Raw genomic sequence first — 16,319 nt, forward strand, 5'->3', positions numbered from 1 at the left:
ATCTGCTTTTCGCCACGTCGTTTTAACTCATATGAAGCCATTTCTGTTAATAGCTCACGATAAGTCCAATCTTTAGATTCAGCGCGTCGAATGAGTTCAGGTAGATATTCTGATGTTTCCGCTAAACGTAATGTCTTAAATTGTTTTTGTAACGACTCTAAAGTCATCATGATCTCACCGTCCCTTCAAGAACTTCAAGGTACGGATCCAGATCTCTTACTTCTGGTTTCATGCTGCTATAATCAGATTGACCAGATGCCATCTGTTGTATGTGCATTTTTGTATGCTTAGTGGATTGTTGTTGCCTCATCAAATGAGATAAGACATCTTTGAATTCCGAAGCACTATAAAAATGGCTTTTCAGACATTCATTCAGAGCTTGGGTTCTTATGTTAGGTGGAACACCCTTAATCGAATCTGAAATGATTTTCAGCTGATCTCTCATGTACCGGGGATACTGTGTTTGAACTTTCATTAAGTACCTCATCGCCTTGTCTTGATTCTGGAACACTTCGGAAACAGTTCTCATATAGGCATGTATACCCTTGGTTCGGTCTCGTTTGTGTTGTCGATCTTGAATGAGTTCTCCTTTCCCTTCACATAAGGGATGCTCAGCCATAATAGGTCCATCCATCGATTCATGTATGCGAAGCTTCTGGTCATCTGTTGTGATCACATAAACGGTTTTGTGTTTTTCATAAGTGCCTAACGGCACGGAATAGCGATTGGATTCATATAAAACAGTGTTGTCTTTACGTACAACTCTTGCTATACTTGAATCGATAGATGAGTGAATTATTTTCTTAGTAATCGGCTTAAGGTGTTTCTTTTCGACGGAGAACACTTCGGCCGGTTTCTTTTTTATTGTGTTATGAACGTTGCCGTTTCCTGTCCTCTCAAGCCAGTCCCAACACTGTTCATTCCATTGTTCTATATTTCTAAATACACGGTTCTTGGCAAAGTTTTGCTTAATAAACTTCACCGTATTCTCCACTTTCCCTTTACTTTCTGGGTCAGCTTTACGACAAACATATAGTTGGAACTTTCGCTCTCTATAATAGGTTTGAAATGCCTCAGTCAACACAATATCACCACCGTTCTCACTCACAACGATCAATGCGTCTTGATCATAAACCATTTCGTCTGGTATTCCCCCAAAATACTCAAAAGCATGTTCGTGAGCGCGAATAACATCCTTTGTAGTGAAAGGTCGATCCAACCACTCTGCATACTTGTAACGTGAATGCGACAGAACAAAACAAATCACATACACTTTTTGAGTACGTCCCTGTGTTGAATTTTGTTTCGATTGACCAAAATCTACTTGTATCTGTTTTCCCATCGGCAGCTCTGGAATCGCCTCATAGGTACGAGGTGTCATCACTTTTGGAATGTTATACTTTTCTCTTAATGCTTTAACATATCGACGAACGGTACTTTCTGCGACCGACAGGTCTGCGAAGCGTTCTTTCAACCAATCATGAACCTGAGCACCAGAAAGATCAGGGTTTTCGCTTAACCAAGTATGAATTAATAACTCGTACTGATCCAATTTACGTTTCCTTATCCGTGTAGAGGCCATCCACTCAGCCATTTCTTCTGGCGATTTTCGAGATACTTATAAACGGTTGTTCGAGAAATACCTAATTTTCTTGCAATCCTCCTGATTTTAAACCCTTGTTTCTTCATTTGATAGATTTCCATAAACATTAGCCACTTTTCCACCTTTTCTCCTCCTGTTGATAGATGATAAATCTATCATACTACGGAGCGTTATTTTTGGTTTAAAAGTGTTCATTTTTATTGAGCAAATATTGTCTACTTTAGTTTAGCATTTACAATATGGCCAATGAATTTGTCCGTTGATCTGATCATAATATTTTGGGTTATCATAAACATGTTTATATTTTGTATACAACTCTCCACTTGGTTTGTAATCCCAGCCACTTAATTTAACGCGATCTTCAACCCTTAGGCCACTTTCAGCATAATCCCAGAATTGATTATACCTCTTCGCATCTTGAGGACTCATTTGTTCCGCAAAGGAAGTCGCCATTTTCTTTGTACTTGCTGTATTCGGCGTTGCTTTTTTCACCATATTGTTGATATGCCTACTATCCATCACACGCATCGGTACGTCTGGAACATTACCTGCGAAGGCGGGCTGGACTTGGTTATTGCCAAGTCATCTCTGTAGACCACTTTGCTTTTGACCAAACGAGTGGAATGTGTTGTTGGAACCGCTAATTAGGTTCATATTGCCGATTTTTTGCATCGTTTGTTTGCCTAGGTATTTGCCTTGGCTGGCGATGGTTCTACCTTCATGAGCTTTGTCATTCTCGTGTACATATAAATCTAGTAGTAAGTGTGGCTGGATTTTTTAAATGTCACTGCTACCAATTTCGTAATTTTGCTAACTATTATTAGTTTGGTTGTATAATATTTGACGTTGGTGAACAGAAATCTCCCTTTCATAATTATGTGAAAAGGAGATCGAAATTCACTAGCGTCTTTTCTATGTATATAGATAGAAAACAAGTGCGTTTCCCTGTAGAATTAAAGTCGACGAAAACCAATCCAGGAGGGAACGCACTTGTCATACTCTAATGATATTAGAATGTTACTCGATATTCAAGACCGAAATATAACTTTTGAGGAAGGATGCCTCTATGATGGGGAATTAAAGGGAAAACCGTGTCGCTATGTAGAAGGAAAGTTAACGTATACACCAGAAGCTTGCATAAGTTGTGGCGTTAAGAATGAAGATTACACGATCTATAAAAATGGCACACAATGCTCACGTATTACCCTTCCGATTGATGGGGTGAAGAAAACCTACCTGAATTTGAGAAAGCAACGCTTTAAGTGTAAGGCGTGCGAGGGTACGTTTACCGCAACTACCTCTCTTGTAGAAAAACATTGTTATCTTTCGAAATATACGAAGGCATGTGTTTTAATCAAGGCGACAGAAGCGCAGTCTTTACAGGATATCGCAAAAGATACGGCCGTGTCTGCGACAACGGTTCAACGGCTCATTACGGAAGAAGCGAAAGGGTATAGCTTTCATCATTGCTTATTACCTAAACATCTTTCGTTTGATGAATTTAAATACGCCAAAGGATTGATGGCCTTTGAATACATTAACGCGGAAACGGGCGATATTCTTGATATCCTTGAATACCGAGACGCTCGAAAGATTAAGGATCACTTCATCGCGAATTATAGCTTAGCTGACCGCAAAAATGTGGAAACCATCACCATTGATATGAATGCGGGATACGTGAATGTCATCAAAGCGATGTTTCCTCAAGCGGAGATCGTTATTGATCGTTTTCACCTCACGCAATTAATCAATCGTTCCATGAATAAGACGCGTATTCGTGTGATGAATAGCTTCCATACTTCTAACGGAGAAGATCTTAAGAAATACCGTCGCTTAAAGCGTTACTGGCGTCTGTTATTAAAGCGTCAATCGGATTTATCGAATACAGAATATAAGTATTTTCATTTATTTGGGCAACGGTTGGAAACCAATGTAGTAGAAGAACTACTTCGTTTCTCCTCTGAATTAAAAGAGAATTACGACTTGTATCAGCGTATCTTGTGTGCGTTTGAGCAAGCAGATCAGGAGGCACTGCGGACGCTCTTAAACCACCAGCATAAAGGCCCAGTCTCTAGCTATATGAAGACAAGTATGAAAACCTTACGCCAACACCTGCCTTACATTAAAAATAGCTTTACGTACCCGTTTAACAACGGACGCATCGAGGGGATCAACAATAAGATTAAAGTGCTTAATCGTGTGGCCTATGGTTATCGCAATTTCAGAAACTATAAATACCGCATCTTACTTCATTTCAAGTTAAGATCAGTTGAATCAAAATCAACAAAAATGGTGCCAAACCAAACAAACATTCAAGCAGTATAACCCTACTTAAATGTTTGTGAAATTCAACTATAAAATTGTCGACAAAAATTCTGACCAACGTCATTTGACAAAGAACCAAAATTTAGACTATGATTAGCATATATATCTTGTGAATAAAGTCTAATTCAATTTAAAAATATGGAATATAATTTCCATATAAGTGTATCTACTAATTAAACACAACTGTTTTATTTTAAATGGCGGTCATACCATTGTGACTTTAATTCGCTCTTGATCGTAATATATACGCGTTTCAATATTATCATTCTATAAAAACGCATGTTGAGTTGTGAGTGCTGTTCACTATTAATTTATTTCGTTTTCTTCCACTTTTACGTAAAAAATATGGTAGTATTAAAAAAATATAGATTAAATATTTTAGCCTTTATTCAACTAACGAGCAGAATTCTTTAATAAGCCCGTCAAAAAAAGGGGGGAAATAGATTGAAAACTATTGAAATGGTAGAGTTAAACGAAGAAAATCTTGAAGGTACGGGTTGTTACTGTCTTCGCAGTAAGCCAAAATCAAAAGGTTTTACAAATAAGAAAAACTGGATAAGAGGAAGGTTTAATGAAGGTTTAAAATACATAAAAATAATGGATGATAGCAAACCAGCAGGCTTTATTGAATATACACCAATTGAATTTTCTTCAAGAGTTGTCTATGGAGATAACTATTTGGTTATTCATTGCTTATGGGTAAATGTTACGGGGAGAGGATATGCTTCAAAATTAATTGATAAATGTATTCAAGATGCGAAAGAGCAAAATAAAAATGGAGTTATCGTAATAACAAATCCAAAAACTTCTTGGACACCGAGTAAAGACGTTTTTATAAAAAATAACTTTTATGAAATTGAACAAGCTCCTTATAATTTTGAACTACTTGTATATAAATTTGGAAATTTCCCAAATCCATATTTTCCAAAGAATTGGGATGAGAGATTGAAAAAATTTAACGAATTAACAATCCTACGAACACAGCAGTGTCCATTTGTAGATATAGCAACTGACAACGTTATAGAGGGAGCAAACAAATTAGATATAAAAGCACAAATTATTGATTTAAAGGATAGAGAAGAATTGTTGGAACTTTCACCTACGCCTTATGGCATCTATGGAGTAATTTATAAAAATAAATTGATTTCGTTCCATAGACTTACGGTACATTCTGCAATGAAGAGATTAAAAGAGTTAATTTAATTCAACTAACGGAGACGTTAGTTGAAGAACTGATGCTAAGCAGAAAAAGCTTAGAGATTAAATGTAAGCGTCAAATAGCCTACACCTATGATTCAGGTCTGGGCTCATGCTATGATTGGGTTACTTCTTACTTGGTATGCGACAACTTTCTGGTAGCAAAAAGTAGCGCTCTTATTTATAGTGTCGTTGAAACATCTAAGGCGAATAACCATAATCCCTATGCATACTAAAAATATTTATTTGAAGAACTTCCGAATGTAGATCTCACAGATTCTACTGAAATCGAAAAGTATCTACCTTGGTCAGACTATCTAATAACTGTAAAGGGTGATAATGGAGAAGAGAAGGATGTAGCAAGAACTATAAAAAATACTACCGAATTTAAAAGAAAAATAACATTTGAAAAACTAGAAATAGAAAGAAGGTATTGGAAGCAAAAAGGAGTGGAAAGTAATGACTGAGAAACAACTTCCTAGACAATTGTCTAAGAATATTGAGTGGGTAAGGTAGACAATGCTTGAGGGAAATGAGAATGGTATAGATAAAGATGAGTTTTCGTTAGTACTGCTAAGGTTCCTTTTAGAAAATGAAGAGATTCCAATAGGAGAGGTGCTAAAGTGAATCGGCTACACTTAGTTGGGCAGATTTTTTAGATTGTTTCATAAGCCCTAGCTTTTTATGGTCTTTCTGCTAATGTAACTGAGTTCATTCTTATCACTTTCTTTTTTTAATTTGGAAGGAAAACCTCTATATCTTGTATCAAGGTGTGTAGTAAGATAGTGGAGGTGAAAAACAAGAAAAAAAAAGAATTGAGTCCAGTTGAATACCGAACTCAATTCAGTCAATTGCATAATGAAAATTCTAATTTTATGGGAAAACACTAAATCGGACGTATTCTCACCTATACAGTTTAGTTAACACACCCACTGACGGTAATTTTCATGTGCTTAATTCAATAAATTCAACATGTCTTTATTCCACTTTAATATTTCAACTAAATAAGTTGGTTGTTCTTCCATTGTTTCAGTAACAAGTCCATTTTCCCATACAAATGAATCAAAAATTGATTTTGTTGCTGTGATTTGCTTTTCAACTTGCTGTTCGTTTAATTCAAACGCTTCTATAATTTCTTCCCTATATTTTTCTTTATTATTTTTGATTTCCATGAGAAACCGTGCTGATTCTTTTGGAGTTCCTTCTCCCTTAATGAACCGTTCAAAATAGTCCTTATCCATATACCTTTTGGCGAGCGTATAAAAACTTATATCATCGTCGTTTGACATACGGCTACTATAACTTTTAAGTGGCTCTAGGTCACTATTGTCAAAGACAACATATCCTTTTTCTCGTAACACATCGTTTTCATAATATTTATTTATTTCATTCATGAAAGATGCAGCTTCTAGTTCGTCATCAAAGTAATGTTCAGCAATATATTCAGCTTGTTTTAATCCCATTTCTCGATAAGCTGCGCGTTCTTCAACACTTTTATCAGGCATTGAAACGGAGCTACGAATAGTAGAAGCTAATTCTTTAGCATAAAGCGACGCGTCTATAACCTTCCCTTCCAAAGCTTCTTTAATTACATGATGGAGTGTGTTATCTGGAAATTCATCTACTAAACGGTTGTTGGCTTGTTCTTTTTCTAATCGTTCAAGTCTTCTTTTTTCAATTGCTTCAGCACTATGATACTCTTCATAGAATTCTTTGAATTGTTGTCCCAGTACATCATCTTTATTCGTTTCTTTAAACTTTAGTGATTGATTATATTTATTATGAGATTCCTCACTTATTGCTACCGTCGCTATCTGAGTGTTAACCTTATTTTTATCTGGAATATTCTTATCGACAACGGGCTTAAAAGAATAGATGGGCGTTTGTTGAACATGAGCGATTTTAATCAAGCTATTCATCCTTTCCAAAATTTTTAATTTCCAATACTATATGCAAAAAAGTATATTGGCTCAACAGCTACAGCAGTTCCTGAATTTACGCTTACATATCCATAATCAAAATAATGTGTAAAACTCATTGGACCAGATATGAAGTAACTATGATAGGCTGTTGAACTAGATGTTTGTATGTCTACAGCAAAACTTCCGTTTGAATCAGATCTCGTGGTTGCAGTTCTATATCTTAAATCATCTGGATTCCAGTGTTCGTTAATTACTGTTACGGAAACGTCAGCATCCGGTAATACATAGCCCTTATAACCAGCGATTCCGTTTACTGTTAAAGTATCTCTTCCTTTAATTCTATAGTACGTTCCAAACTGGTAAGTTGCATAGCCACTTCCTCCTTCAAAGCTGGTAATGTAAATTTCATCAGCTTGATAATCAGGTAATACATTTAAACTATATGTTGAACCAGTTAGGTAAGTGCTCTCTATTGCGGTAACCCTAAGATAATACTGACCTGAATCAATTTCAGCTTTTCCATTCGATGAGATATTTACCTTTTTTAATTGATTATTTTCAAGTTGATATAATTCAATTTTATAGTTTGCATTTCTCGAATCTTCATCTAATGTGAAATTTATTATGTCGTAATTCTTAGAATTAGGGATTGTAAAACTATACCAATCGTTATCAACTAAAGTGTCCATACTTCTCATATTTATTTCCGTTGGTCCAATTGGCTCTAGAGTAAAATTAATTGCCCAATTTACATTTTCATCTGCTTCATAATTATCTGTATTAGCATTTATTCCTATGTGAAGGGTAAAAGGTTGACTTATACTAGAACCTACTTCAGATACTACAAATACTGCATATTCCTTTATTGTATCTTCTCTATTAAATATTCCCACGCTTTCAGGAGCAGTACCTTCAGTTCCATTTAAAAATGTTCTATTCTGTGATAAATCTACTAGAGTCATGTCTAAAGTATCGGGATCTACTTCAAAAAGATATAAATCATAGTCTAATTCTTCAGAGTTAGGTAAATCTAGTTGGACATGAAGAACCTCTCCTGGTTCAACAGCTAATGGATATACGTATTTTTCTTCACCTTCTACTGTTAAATAATCAGTCACATAACCATAAAAACCATTATTAAAATTCTGTGTTTGGGCGGTTTGAGGGAGTGTTAATTCGTTTTCTTGTTTTAATTGCTCAATTTCAAATTTGTCTTCAAGAGACTTTTGAGCTGCTATTTCTGTGTTGTTATTTTTTTCAAGGGATTTGATTGTGTTTGTAGGCATTTCTTTGAGGTTAGGTATTGTGTCTACTGCCTGAAATTCATTATTTAAATCTAATTCTTGAGCAAAAATAGTACTTGGAAAAGAAAAGGTTAGTAATAAAATAGAAATGGTTAATATTAATTTAATCTTATTATTAGTACTAAACATAGTAATCACTCCAAAATTCTTATTTTTGTTCCACCTTTATTCTGACCTCTCCCCTCCTCATATGTATATATTTTCCTTCTGATATATTTATCGGATGTAAAGTTAATTTGTTTAGTTCTATAAGTAAATATTTTGGAATATTTATGATTTTATAGGAAATAGAAAATTAAAGAGATACTACTCTAATTTTCATGACGCGAAGACACTTCTATCATAGAAACTATTTACCAGATAAAATTAATGTAGAGTAGGATTGATCCAGACAGTCCATCTAATTGGCTTTGATTGTTTGAAAGGAACAACGTAAGTATCAAATAGCCCGCGCCTTTTTCTTATAAGTTCTTCAACCGCTTGAAAATCCTTCTTCTTAAAAAGCAACTCCCATTAATTGTTTTTATTTGTTTATTGAGGTAAAGTAGGATGCTTTTTATAAAAGTAATTGGTAAATGTGCTATAGTAAAGTAAATCAATTTTTTACAGGAGATTATTAAATATGAGACTGAAAGAACATGAAACATAACAACTTTATGCGTTCATAAGAGGCCCACCAAATATTTTAAACATTTAAACGGCAAAATTTTTATTGGAGGGATTATTATGAATGACAAACAGTTTTCTTCATTTATAAAACAAGCAGATGAACCTTTTGTTGGGTGGGACTTCTCATTCATATCTGAAACTGGAAGAATGAAGAGTGAGTTGCTTTCGTGGTCATATGGTAGTATGGCTACTTCTCTTGTTCAAAGTGCAAAATCAATGCTAGATATGGGAACAGGTGGTGGAGAGTTTTTATCAAGCTTAAGACCTTTTCCAACATCAGTTTATGCTACAGAAGGTTACATGCCTAATGTACCTATCGCAAAAGAACGATTAACACCTTTAGGAGTTGAGGTAGTTCAAATAGATCATGATGGAATTCTTCCGTTTGAGACTGGAAAATTTGATCTTATCATCAATCAACATGAGTCATTTTCACCCAAAGAGGTGAGAAGAATTATCTCGAAAGAAGGTATTTTTCTAACTCAACAAGTTGGTGGGCTCGATTGTTTAGAGATTAATGAAAATCTAGGGGTATCAATAAATGAACAATTTATTGATTGGAACCTAAAACTAGCTTTAAAAGAAATACAGGAGAATAATTTTGAGGTTTTGAAAAGTGCTGAAGAGTTTCCTATTTTAAGATTTTATGATATTGGAGCATTGGTGTATTATCTTAAAGCAATTCCTTGGCAAGTGCCAGGTTTTGAAATAAGTAATTTCAAGGATGAATTATACACCATTCATAAAACCATTGTACAAAAGGGTTATTTTGACGCAAAACAACACCGATTTATTATTTTAGCTAAAGCAATTTAGTTGGAAATGGAGCCTTCGATATATTTAAGAGCTCCGTCCTAATTTTGAACCCATACCATTCCTGTTTGTATTGTCAATTCCTTACACGTGGAGTAATGTTCACTACTAAATTATGAGGGAAGATAAAAGATATAACAGTGAGTTAAGAGCCTCTCTAAGCAATTGAAAGGCTCTTTTTTTATTTAATAATTTTCAGCTGAAAAAATTTATTGTTTTATTCCACTTTTATGTAAGAAATATGGTAGTGTAGAGGTTGCGATATAACATTCTAACAAGTTTATGAGGAGGGTATTAACTAAATAAAACGCTAAGTCAGTTTGAAAGAATGGTTGATAATATGTTGGACTTAAAAGAAATATCTGAAATGATACTCATTGAAGCTACTAAAGAAGGGAAAAATCAATTAGAGAAATCGATGAAGATAAAAAAGTTAGCGAGTATGTCTCTCTAAGCTTTTAATGAAAGGAATGGTTTGAAGAATGAAAAAGGTAATAAAGATTATTTATTTTAATTTTGCTATATTTATGTTAATAGGAATTATCGGATGTGCTGGTAATACAGATGAAGCATCCACAAATGATTCTTCTGAAAATAATTCAGATTTAGTATCAACAGCAGAAGATACAACTGAAACAGAAGAAAGTACGTCAACAAGTGGGGGAGAGGAATCAACCACAACAACTGATGATGAAAATGACACTTCTTCAGAAGGATCGATAGTAGGGGATGAGGAAACACTATCACAGTATTCAAGTGAACAAATTGAATACGCTCGAATTTGGTTGCAACTTGGACCAAACCAAGAGATAGATGAGTTAAATGTTCGACATATTCATGCTGGTGAACCAATTAATGATAACGATGACTCCAGTGCAAGCTATCCAGAAGACGTTATCCAGTTAGCAGGTTCTCGCTTAGTAGATGGATCGGTTACTTATAGTGGTAATGGGGATGGAACGATTAATGTATACGACGTTCCTTTGCGCTGGGATGGTGAGTATCCAGCGGAAAAAAATTTTTACAAAGATATTATTGGAAATACAGAGTTAGTGCATGTTGACCCGAATAGCGGGGAAGAAATCATAGAATTAATCAAATTGCTAAATGTTCATTAATAGACTAACGCGTATGATAGGACAAGAAAGATAGTATTGAGAAATTCAACATTAGGTAGGGAAAGTTATGGAAATATCGTTGGTCAGACATGGAAAGTCACAGCTGATTGAGAATGATAAATTAACTTGCTTTAATGGAGGCATAATTATGTGGTTAATATTAGGACCTATTGCTTTAGTAGCTACTTTTATAAATCTTTATATGTATAAAACAGGAAGAGATTATAAACTTGCGATGACAATGGGATTATCATTAACAGCCTTGACACTCTGTGCGGAATATAGCCTTATATCTAATTGGGTAAAAGACGAAGATTGGTCAGCTTTATTGGATGTTGTACCTACTATGGAAAAAGCATTATGGTTTTTAACAATTGTTTCTACCTTACTTAATATAACACCTATACTTTTAGAATTAAAAAATAAAAAGTAATTTTTTATGGCAACTATTGTGAAAGTCTAATAGAGTTTGGCATTGACCCTTTAGTTTTTAAACAAGAGTATGCACATTCAGATGAACCTGACAAAGTTGAATATCAAAATTATAAAGGGGATACTTGGAAAATAATGATCTGAAACTTAATAAACATTTAAGAGAACAGCCAAATATAATAAAAAATTGATTAATAGGTAAGTTGAGTGAATTTCATAATTCAGAGTCCTTGAGCCCCAACGAGTTTGAGAGATAAAAAAGGAAGTACCTCCCCAAATCTTGTATAATGGTAGTTGAGAGACAACCAAAAAAAGACTGGAGGAGTACCCCTTATGACCATTATACGACAACAAAACTTATTTGGCATCCAAGAATTATACGAGATGGAACCTACCCAACGTTATGAAGCCATTATTTCAGCAATAGATTTGGATGCTATCTACCATGAAATAAACAAAAAATCCCGACTTGGTGCACCCGTAGCGTTGAATTATGCGGCGATGATTATTTCTATGTTTGTACGAATCGTTGAGCGCATTCCGACGATGAAGGACCTGATCAAACGTCTGAATGATGACGTTCTATTTAAGTTGAATTGTGGGTTTCTTGTGTCTGACAACACTCCCTCTGAAGCTGCCTATTCACGACTTATAACGAAACTGAGTGCCTCTGATGTGTTAGAGAAGTCACAAGAGAAAGTTGTTCTTCAAGCCATTGCTGAAGGCTTTATTATGGATGACACCGTCGCTATTGACGCCACCCATTTTGAAGCACGTGATCAAGCACCACCAAAAGAAGAAAAGCCAAAAGCAGAGCCTAACAAGCGCGGGCGCAAACCAAAAGACGAGCGAGAACAATGGCTGATGGAACAAGCAGAAAAGGAAGCAAAACTTCCCCTTTACGAAAAGAAAATAGAAGCTCAGTTGGATGTTCCTTTACATGAGTTACGTTCGGAAGTTCCTCAAGACCCTAAATGGGGTGTGAAAAAGAACAGCGAAGGAAAAAATGTCTTTTGGTACGGCTACAAAGGTCACTTAGCTGTTGGAACATCCAGTCAGTACATTTTACAGTCTCTTTTTTCTTCTGGCAGTCTCAATGATGGAAAAGCAGCTATTCCTTTATTAAAGGGAGTGGATGAATGCCTATCCTTGCCTTTTTTGACCTACCAGACAATGGATGCAGGATATGACTACGCCCCTATTTATGTTCAAGTTCATCGAATGGGAAACCAATCTGTCATTGCTTATAATAAGAAAAATGAAGCAGAACCCATTGGGTTTGATAAACACTTTGCCCCAACCTGTTTTAGGGAACATTCCTATCGTTATGATAGTTTTTATGCCAAGTATGAAACGTTGAAATACACAAGACCAAAAGAATGTAGCGACTGTCCTTTAGCTAACGAAAGTATTTGCCAAAAGGTTTATAAAGTAAAAATCACGACAGATCTCCGAAAATATACAGCCCCAGCTCGTGGGTCAAAAGCGTGGAAACATATATCAAAGCGCCGCTCAGCAGTAGAACGCGTCAATGGTTATCTAAAGGAATATTTTCAACTGGACAATGTGCGTTATCGAACTGGAAAACGAGCAAAAGTTCATTTTGACATCGTCACGCTTGTTTATAATGCATCAAAATTAGCAAGTGATCGTGTGAATTTAGTGTTAAATCAGCAACAAGTTGCTTAAAAAAACTTTTTAAAACGATATCACTAAAATTCTGTAGGTCTTTAAATTTTTAAAAAGATGAATTATGAAATTGATTCAATTCAAGAATAAAAAAACAAATAGCGTTTTTACGGAGGAAAAGATGATAAGAACATTTAAAATAGGTGATTTAACAGATATTATGAAGATTTGGCTTGAATCCAATATCAAAGCTCATGATTTTATCGATGCTGGTTATTGGCGAGGGAATTATGAAATAGTAAAAGAGATGTTGCCAAAGGCGACAATATTTGTTTATGAAGAAAATGGAGAAATCCAAGGTTTTGTTGGTTTGACAGACAATTATATCGCAGGGATTTTTGTAGATAATAAGAAGCAATCTAAAGGTATTGGTAAATATTTGCTTAATTATGTTAAACAAAAATACCAAGCATTATCATTAAAAGTATATAAAGATAATGTGAGAGCAGTAAAATTCTATCAACGGGAAAATTTTGATATTAAAGAAGAACTTTTCGATGAACATACGAACGAGGTTGAGTATGTCATGAGTTGGGAAAAGCGACCTACAGCTGGTGTTTAATGAAGGATTGTCTGCCCCCAGGAATAGCTTTTGTTAAAAGTTTCAAACATCAACTTTGATTTGTTAAATTATATAATAGTGATGTGATACGATATGTGAGTGCGTTGTACGACTAACCCCATGAAGCGAATTAAATGATGTGAGCCAGTTCAGAGCCTTTTCAAGAGTAAATGGCTCTTTTTTTTGTTACAGATAACTGTCCGTAAAAACCCCCCGTCTAAAAACAGAGCGTAGAGATGATTTGATATAGGCGTGAGTTAACGGATGCTAATGTCCTGGTCGACTCGGGCCAAGAGGATGTTGGTCACACAAGCGTTTTCGCAGGGCGCGAAGACATTAGCTTGTGTTCCTTATCAGTATCAGTGGGCGAAGAATGAAAACGTCTACTGATTGAAGGGTCGTTTTATTATATATTTAACGTTATTCATAGATAACTATTTGATTTTTACAGCAATAATAACTTGAGGTGAACATATGTCCATTCAATACAAAATGATAAATATTCACAACGTTACTATATTTAATCGAGAAGCGGGCAATTGAAATAATTATAACATCGTATTGCTTCATGTTTCCCCCTCTTCTTTTCATATGTATCGCCATTTAATTATCAATTGATGAATGACTATTACATTATTGTACCTTATTATCCATGATTCAGGAATAGTAGCGAGCCCTCGTTATCGTCACGAACTCTGTGACATCCCCTGCGTTAATCATTGTCGGGATGCTTATGTCAGGAGTGTTGGAAGATATTCACTTAAGCCATTTAACATTGCTGTGCCCTTTCTCTTCACGGTGTTGGAGATGCCCTTAACATATACATTATTGCTACAAGGATTGCTCTAGGTTTTATTATGTATCCGGTCACAATGGTATGTCAAGGGCGGGCTAAAGGCGTTCACTGGATTATGTACGGATTGTTTTTTTAAAATTTTATATTTTGTCTTCTTTGGTTTTTAAATGAAAAGCTTAGCATCTCAGAACCCCTATACTATGTGATCGTGACACCACTTAGCCCACGGGGAGTTTCATGGAAGTGCCTCCCTTATTGACGATCGTCACGCGATAGAATCGACCAATGGACCTGAATCTTTATCCCTGTTTTTCTACAATCTTAATCAATTTTTAATAGAAATATGTCTATCGCCTTATTTACCTAAAGGAAGATTTTTCTTAATATGAAGAAGATGTTTAATAGTGGTATTAATTTCTAGATAATAAGGAAAGACCTTACTATTAAATGCGAACGGCTAATAATTAAATGATAGATGATAGGTATCTTGCGGTAACGTTAGAGATAGTAAGAGAGGTGTTGCCGTTAGGTTCTGTTGTCGAATTAGATCCTCTCTACTTTAAGCCGAGCGAGAAAACAGATTCTCCCACGTTACTTGTCATTACAGGACGCTTTATTGCGCCAAAAGGCTATATGACGTACTTCCCTTATAAAGGTGTCGTCTATCCGGTGGGGGAAGTGAAAGCAAACGCCCATGTGCACTTCACGGCACCGTTGATCAAAAAAGTGATCCAGCGCGGGTATAAAGATGAAAGTGAATTAGCTTTTGAACTGATGATGAAGCGAGAATTAATGCTAAATAGAGGGATGACCTCCCTTGAATTTTCTCCTAAGGCTATGACACAGCTACAAACAGAATTGACTAAAGATTAATGATAGGATGAGGGACACATGGTATATGATGCAAGTTTTTGCCATAAAGTTGTGAATGGATCGGGCTTTTCGAGTGGTGTTCTTAATCATTTAGATAAGGTACAACGGGCCATTGAGAAAAACTACGCAGATATGGATTTAGAGAATGCCTCCGTGCAAGAAGAGATGGAGGAGATTGTCGCCGAGATGGTTAAGGAGATAGAGGCGCTTAAAACGTATGTGTCGGACGTTCATTTTAAATAAGCTTGCGGTGATGTGAGATAAAAAGGATGGGATGTCTGTAACAGGAAAGGTGTGATGAGGCGTGGCAAATGGAAAAATTCAATTAGATACGTCCCGATTAGCAATAATTCTAAATAATTTAAAGGCAAGTATGGAAGAATTTGAAAGTTATACGATGACATTTCGTACCCAAACGCGGGATCAATTAGATGATTTTCAATCTGATTTTGCCAGTAAAGCCAGTGAGCTCTTGACGAATATGCGTGATGATGTAAAGTCGGATTTACTCGACAAACTCACGAACTTACATGCATGTGGTGAAAGCATTTTAACAAAGATGCAAGAGCAAGATGAGGCACTTAGTCAGGCCATGCAAGGTGGCAAAAGATGATCCGTGATTTAAAAATTAATTACGGCATTTTAGATGATATTGTCGAGCAATTAAATGCTTATCACCATGCGCTCCAAACGATGGAAACGTCCCTTCACCAACTGAAAGTTTATATAAAAAACAATGAAGGCGAAGCCATTGATGCGTGGGAAGAGAAGATAGCAGCGTCAGAGAACACAATAAGTGCGTATGCCGAGCAAGTGATAGACCTTCTTGCGTTATTTGATGGCTATGTAACGGATACGACAGCCTATATTACACCAGTAGCCAGACAGGTGATGATGCGCGTTGATCGCAATGATATTTGGTTTAATTTACGCCAAATCGATAATGGTATTTCGCATCATACAATGAAAGCTGTATTTGCGACTCAGCGAACCCCGTTCATTCGTATTCGCTGGGA

General features: G+C 35.7%; 16 protein-coding genes and 2 pseudogenes. 12 read left to right on the forward strand and 6 right to left on the reverse strand.

All coding sequences use genetic code 11. The features are described 5' to 3' along the window. Window positions 1–166: 166 nt before the first annotated feature. From istA to B494_RS0113300, 3 genes are all read right to left on the reverse strand, one after another. Window positions 167–1,552, reverse strand: coding sequence for an IS21 family transposase (gene istA, locus B494_RS19955; RefSeq protein ID WP_241211424.1), 1,386 nt, complete (start codon window positions 1,550–1,552; stop codon window positions 167–169). Window positions 1,553–1,563: 11 nt separating this feature from the next. Beyond that, window positions 1,564–1,725, reverse strand: coding sequence for a helix-turn-helix domain-containing protein (locus B494_RS21455; protein WP_241211425.1), 162 nt, complete (start codon window positions 1,723–1,725; stop codon window positions 1,564–1,566). Between the two features lie 103 nt (window positions 1,726–1,828). Continuing rightward, complete coding sequence (locus B494_RS0113300) at window positions 1,829–2,098, reverse strand: hypothetical protein (RefSeq protein WP_017472882.1); 270 nt, start codon at window positions 2,096–2,098, stop codon at window positions 1,829–1,831. A 495-nt stretch (window positions 2,099–2,593) separates the two neighbouring features. Between B494_RS0113300 and B494_RS0113305 the strand changes: the two genes are divergently transcribed. The 3 genes and pseudogenes from B494_RS0113305 to B494_RS21650 form a co-directional block, all read left to right on the forward strand. Beyond that, complete coding sequence (locus tag B494_RS0113305) at window positions 2,594–3,928, forward strand: ISL3 family transposase (RefSeq protein WP_017470787.1); 1,335 nt, start codon at window positions 2,594–2,596, stop codon at window positions 3,926–3,928. Between the two features lie 444 nt (window positions 3,929–4,372). Further along, window positions 4,373–5,131: a GNAT family N-acetyltransferase gene (locus B494_RS0113310; RefSeq protein WP_017472883.1), complete on the forward strand. Its 759-nt coding sequence runs from the start codon at window positions 4,373–4,375 to the stop codon at window positions 5,129–5,131. A 155-nt stretch (window positions 5,132–5,286) separates the two neighbouring features. After that, window positions 5,287–5,592, forward strand: a pseudogene (locus tag B494_RS21650) (transposase domain-containing protein); the annotation flags it as partial. Between the two features lie 486 nt (window positions 5,593–6,078). On the opposite strand, the gene B494_RS0113320 reads toward B494_RS21650, so the two are convergent. Next, entirely contained in the window at window positions 6,079–7,035 is a 957-nt protein-coding gene (locus tag B494_RS0113320) for a hypothetical protein (RefSeq protein ID WP_017472885.1), read from the reverse strand. A 23-nt stretch (window positions 7,036–7,058) separates the two neighbouring features. Then, the gene (locus tag B494_RS0113325) at window positions 7,059–8,480 is read right to left on the reverse strand and encodes a hypothetical protein (protein ID WP_017472886.1); all 1,422 of its coding nucleotides are present in this window, start codon (window positions 8,478–8,480) and stop codon (window positions 7,059–7,061) included. A 597-nt stretch (window positions 8,481–9,077) separates the two neighbouring features. On the opposite strand from B494_RS0113325, the gene B494_RS0113330 reads away from it, so the two are divergent. The 5 genes from B494_RS0113330 to B494_RS0113355 all read left to right on the forward strand — a co-directional run bounded on the left by B494_RS0113330 (window position 9,078) and on the right by B494_RS0113355 (window position 13,634). Then, window positions 9,078–9,836, forward strand: coding sequence for a methyltransferase domain-containing protein (locus tag B494_RS0113330; protein WP_017472887.1), 759 nt, complete (start codon window positions 9,078–9,080; stop codon window positions 9,834–9,836). Window positions 9,837–10,315: 479 nt separating this feature from the next. Further along, the gene (locus B494_RS0113340; RefSeq protein WP_017472889.1) at window positions 10,316–10,951 is read left to right on the forward strand and encodes a hypothetical protein; all 636 of its coding nucleotides are present in this window, start codon (window positions 10,316–10,318) and stop codon (window positions 10,949–10,951) included. Window positions 10,952–11,099: 148 nt separating this feature from the next. Beyond that, the gene (locus B494_RS0113345) at window positions 11,100–11,384 is read left to right on the forward strand and encodes a hypothetical protein (RefSeq protein WP_017472890.1); all 285 of its coding nucleotides are present in this window, start codon (window positions 11,100–11,102) and stop codon (window positions 11,382–11,384) included. 332 nt (window positions 11,385–11,716) lie between these two features. After that, on the forward strand, window positions 11,717–13,072 hold the full coding sequence (locus B494_RS0113350) for an IS1182 family transposase (RefSeq protein ID WP_017470474.1): 1,356 nt from the start codon (window positions 11,717–11,719) through the stop codon (window positions 13,070–13,072). A gap of 121 nt (window positions 13,073–13,193) precedes the next feature. Then, complete coding sequence (locus B494_RS0113355) at window positions 13,194–13,634, forward strand: N-acetyltransferase (protein WP_017472891.1); 441 nt, start codon at window positions 13,194–13,196, stop codon at window positions 13,632–13,634. 420 nt (window positions 13,635–14,054) lie between these two features. Here B494_RS0113355 and B494_RS21020 read toward each other — a convergent pair whose 3' ends face one another. Next, window positions 14,055–14,204, reverse strand: a complete 150-nt coding sequence (locus tag B494_RS21020; protein WP_154648262.1) for a hypothetical protein — start codon at window positions 14,202–14,204, stop codon at window positions 14,055–14,057. A gap of 694 nt (window positions 14,205–14,898) precedes the next feature. Between B494_RS21020 and B494_RS0113360 the strand changes: the two genes are divergently transcribed. The 4 genes and pseudogenes from B494_RS0113360 to B494_RS21080 all read left to right on the forward strand — a co-directional run. Next, on the forward strand, window positions 14,899–15,303 hold the full coding sequence (locus B494_RS0113360; RefSeq protein ID WP_083855784.1) for a DUF4176 domain-containing protein: 405 nt from the start codon (window positions 14,899–14,901) through the stop codon (window positions 15,301–15,303). An 18-nt stretch (window positions 15,304–15,321) separates the two neighbouring features. Beyond that, window positions 15,322–15,546 (forward strand): hypothetical protein, encoded by a 225-nt coding sequence (locus B494_RS0113365; protein WP_017470387.1) that lies wholly within the window; start codon window positions 15,322–15,324, stop codon window positions 15,544–15,546. A gap of 61 nt (window positions 15,547–15,607) precedes the next feature. Next, entirely contained in the window at window positions 15,608–15,916 is a 309-nt protein-coding gene (locus tag B494_RS0113370) for a hypothetical protein (RefSeq protein WP_017470428.1), read from the forward strand. After that, window positions 15,913–16,319 (forward strand): annotated as a pseudogene (locus B494_RS21080) (hypothetical protein); the annotation flags it as partial. The gene B494_RS0113370 and the pseudogene B494_RS21080, both read left to right, overlap by 4 nt.

Origin of the sequence: Amphibacillus jilinensis Y1, assembly GCF_000306965.1 — a bacterium.
In the GTDB taxonomy this organism is placed as follows: Bacteria; Bacillota; Bacilli; order Bacillales; family Amphibacillaceae; genus Amphibacillus_C; species Amphibacillus_C jilinensis.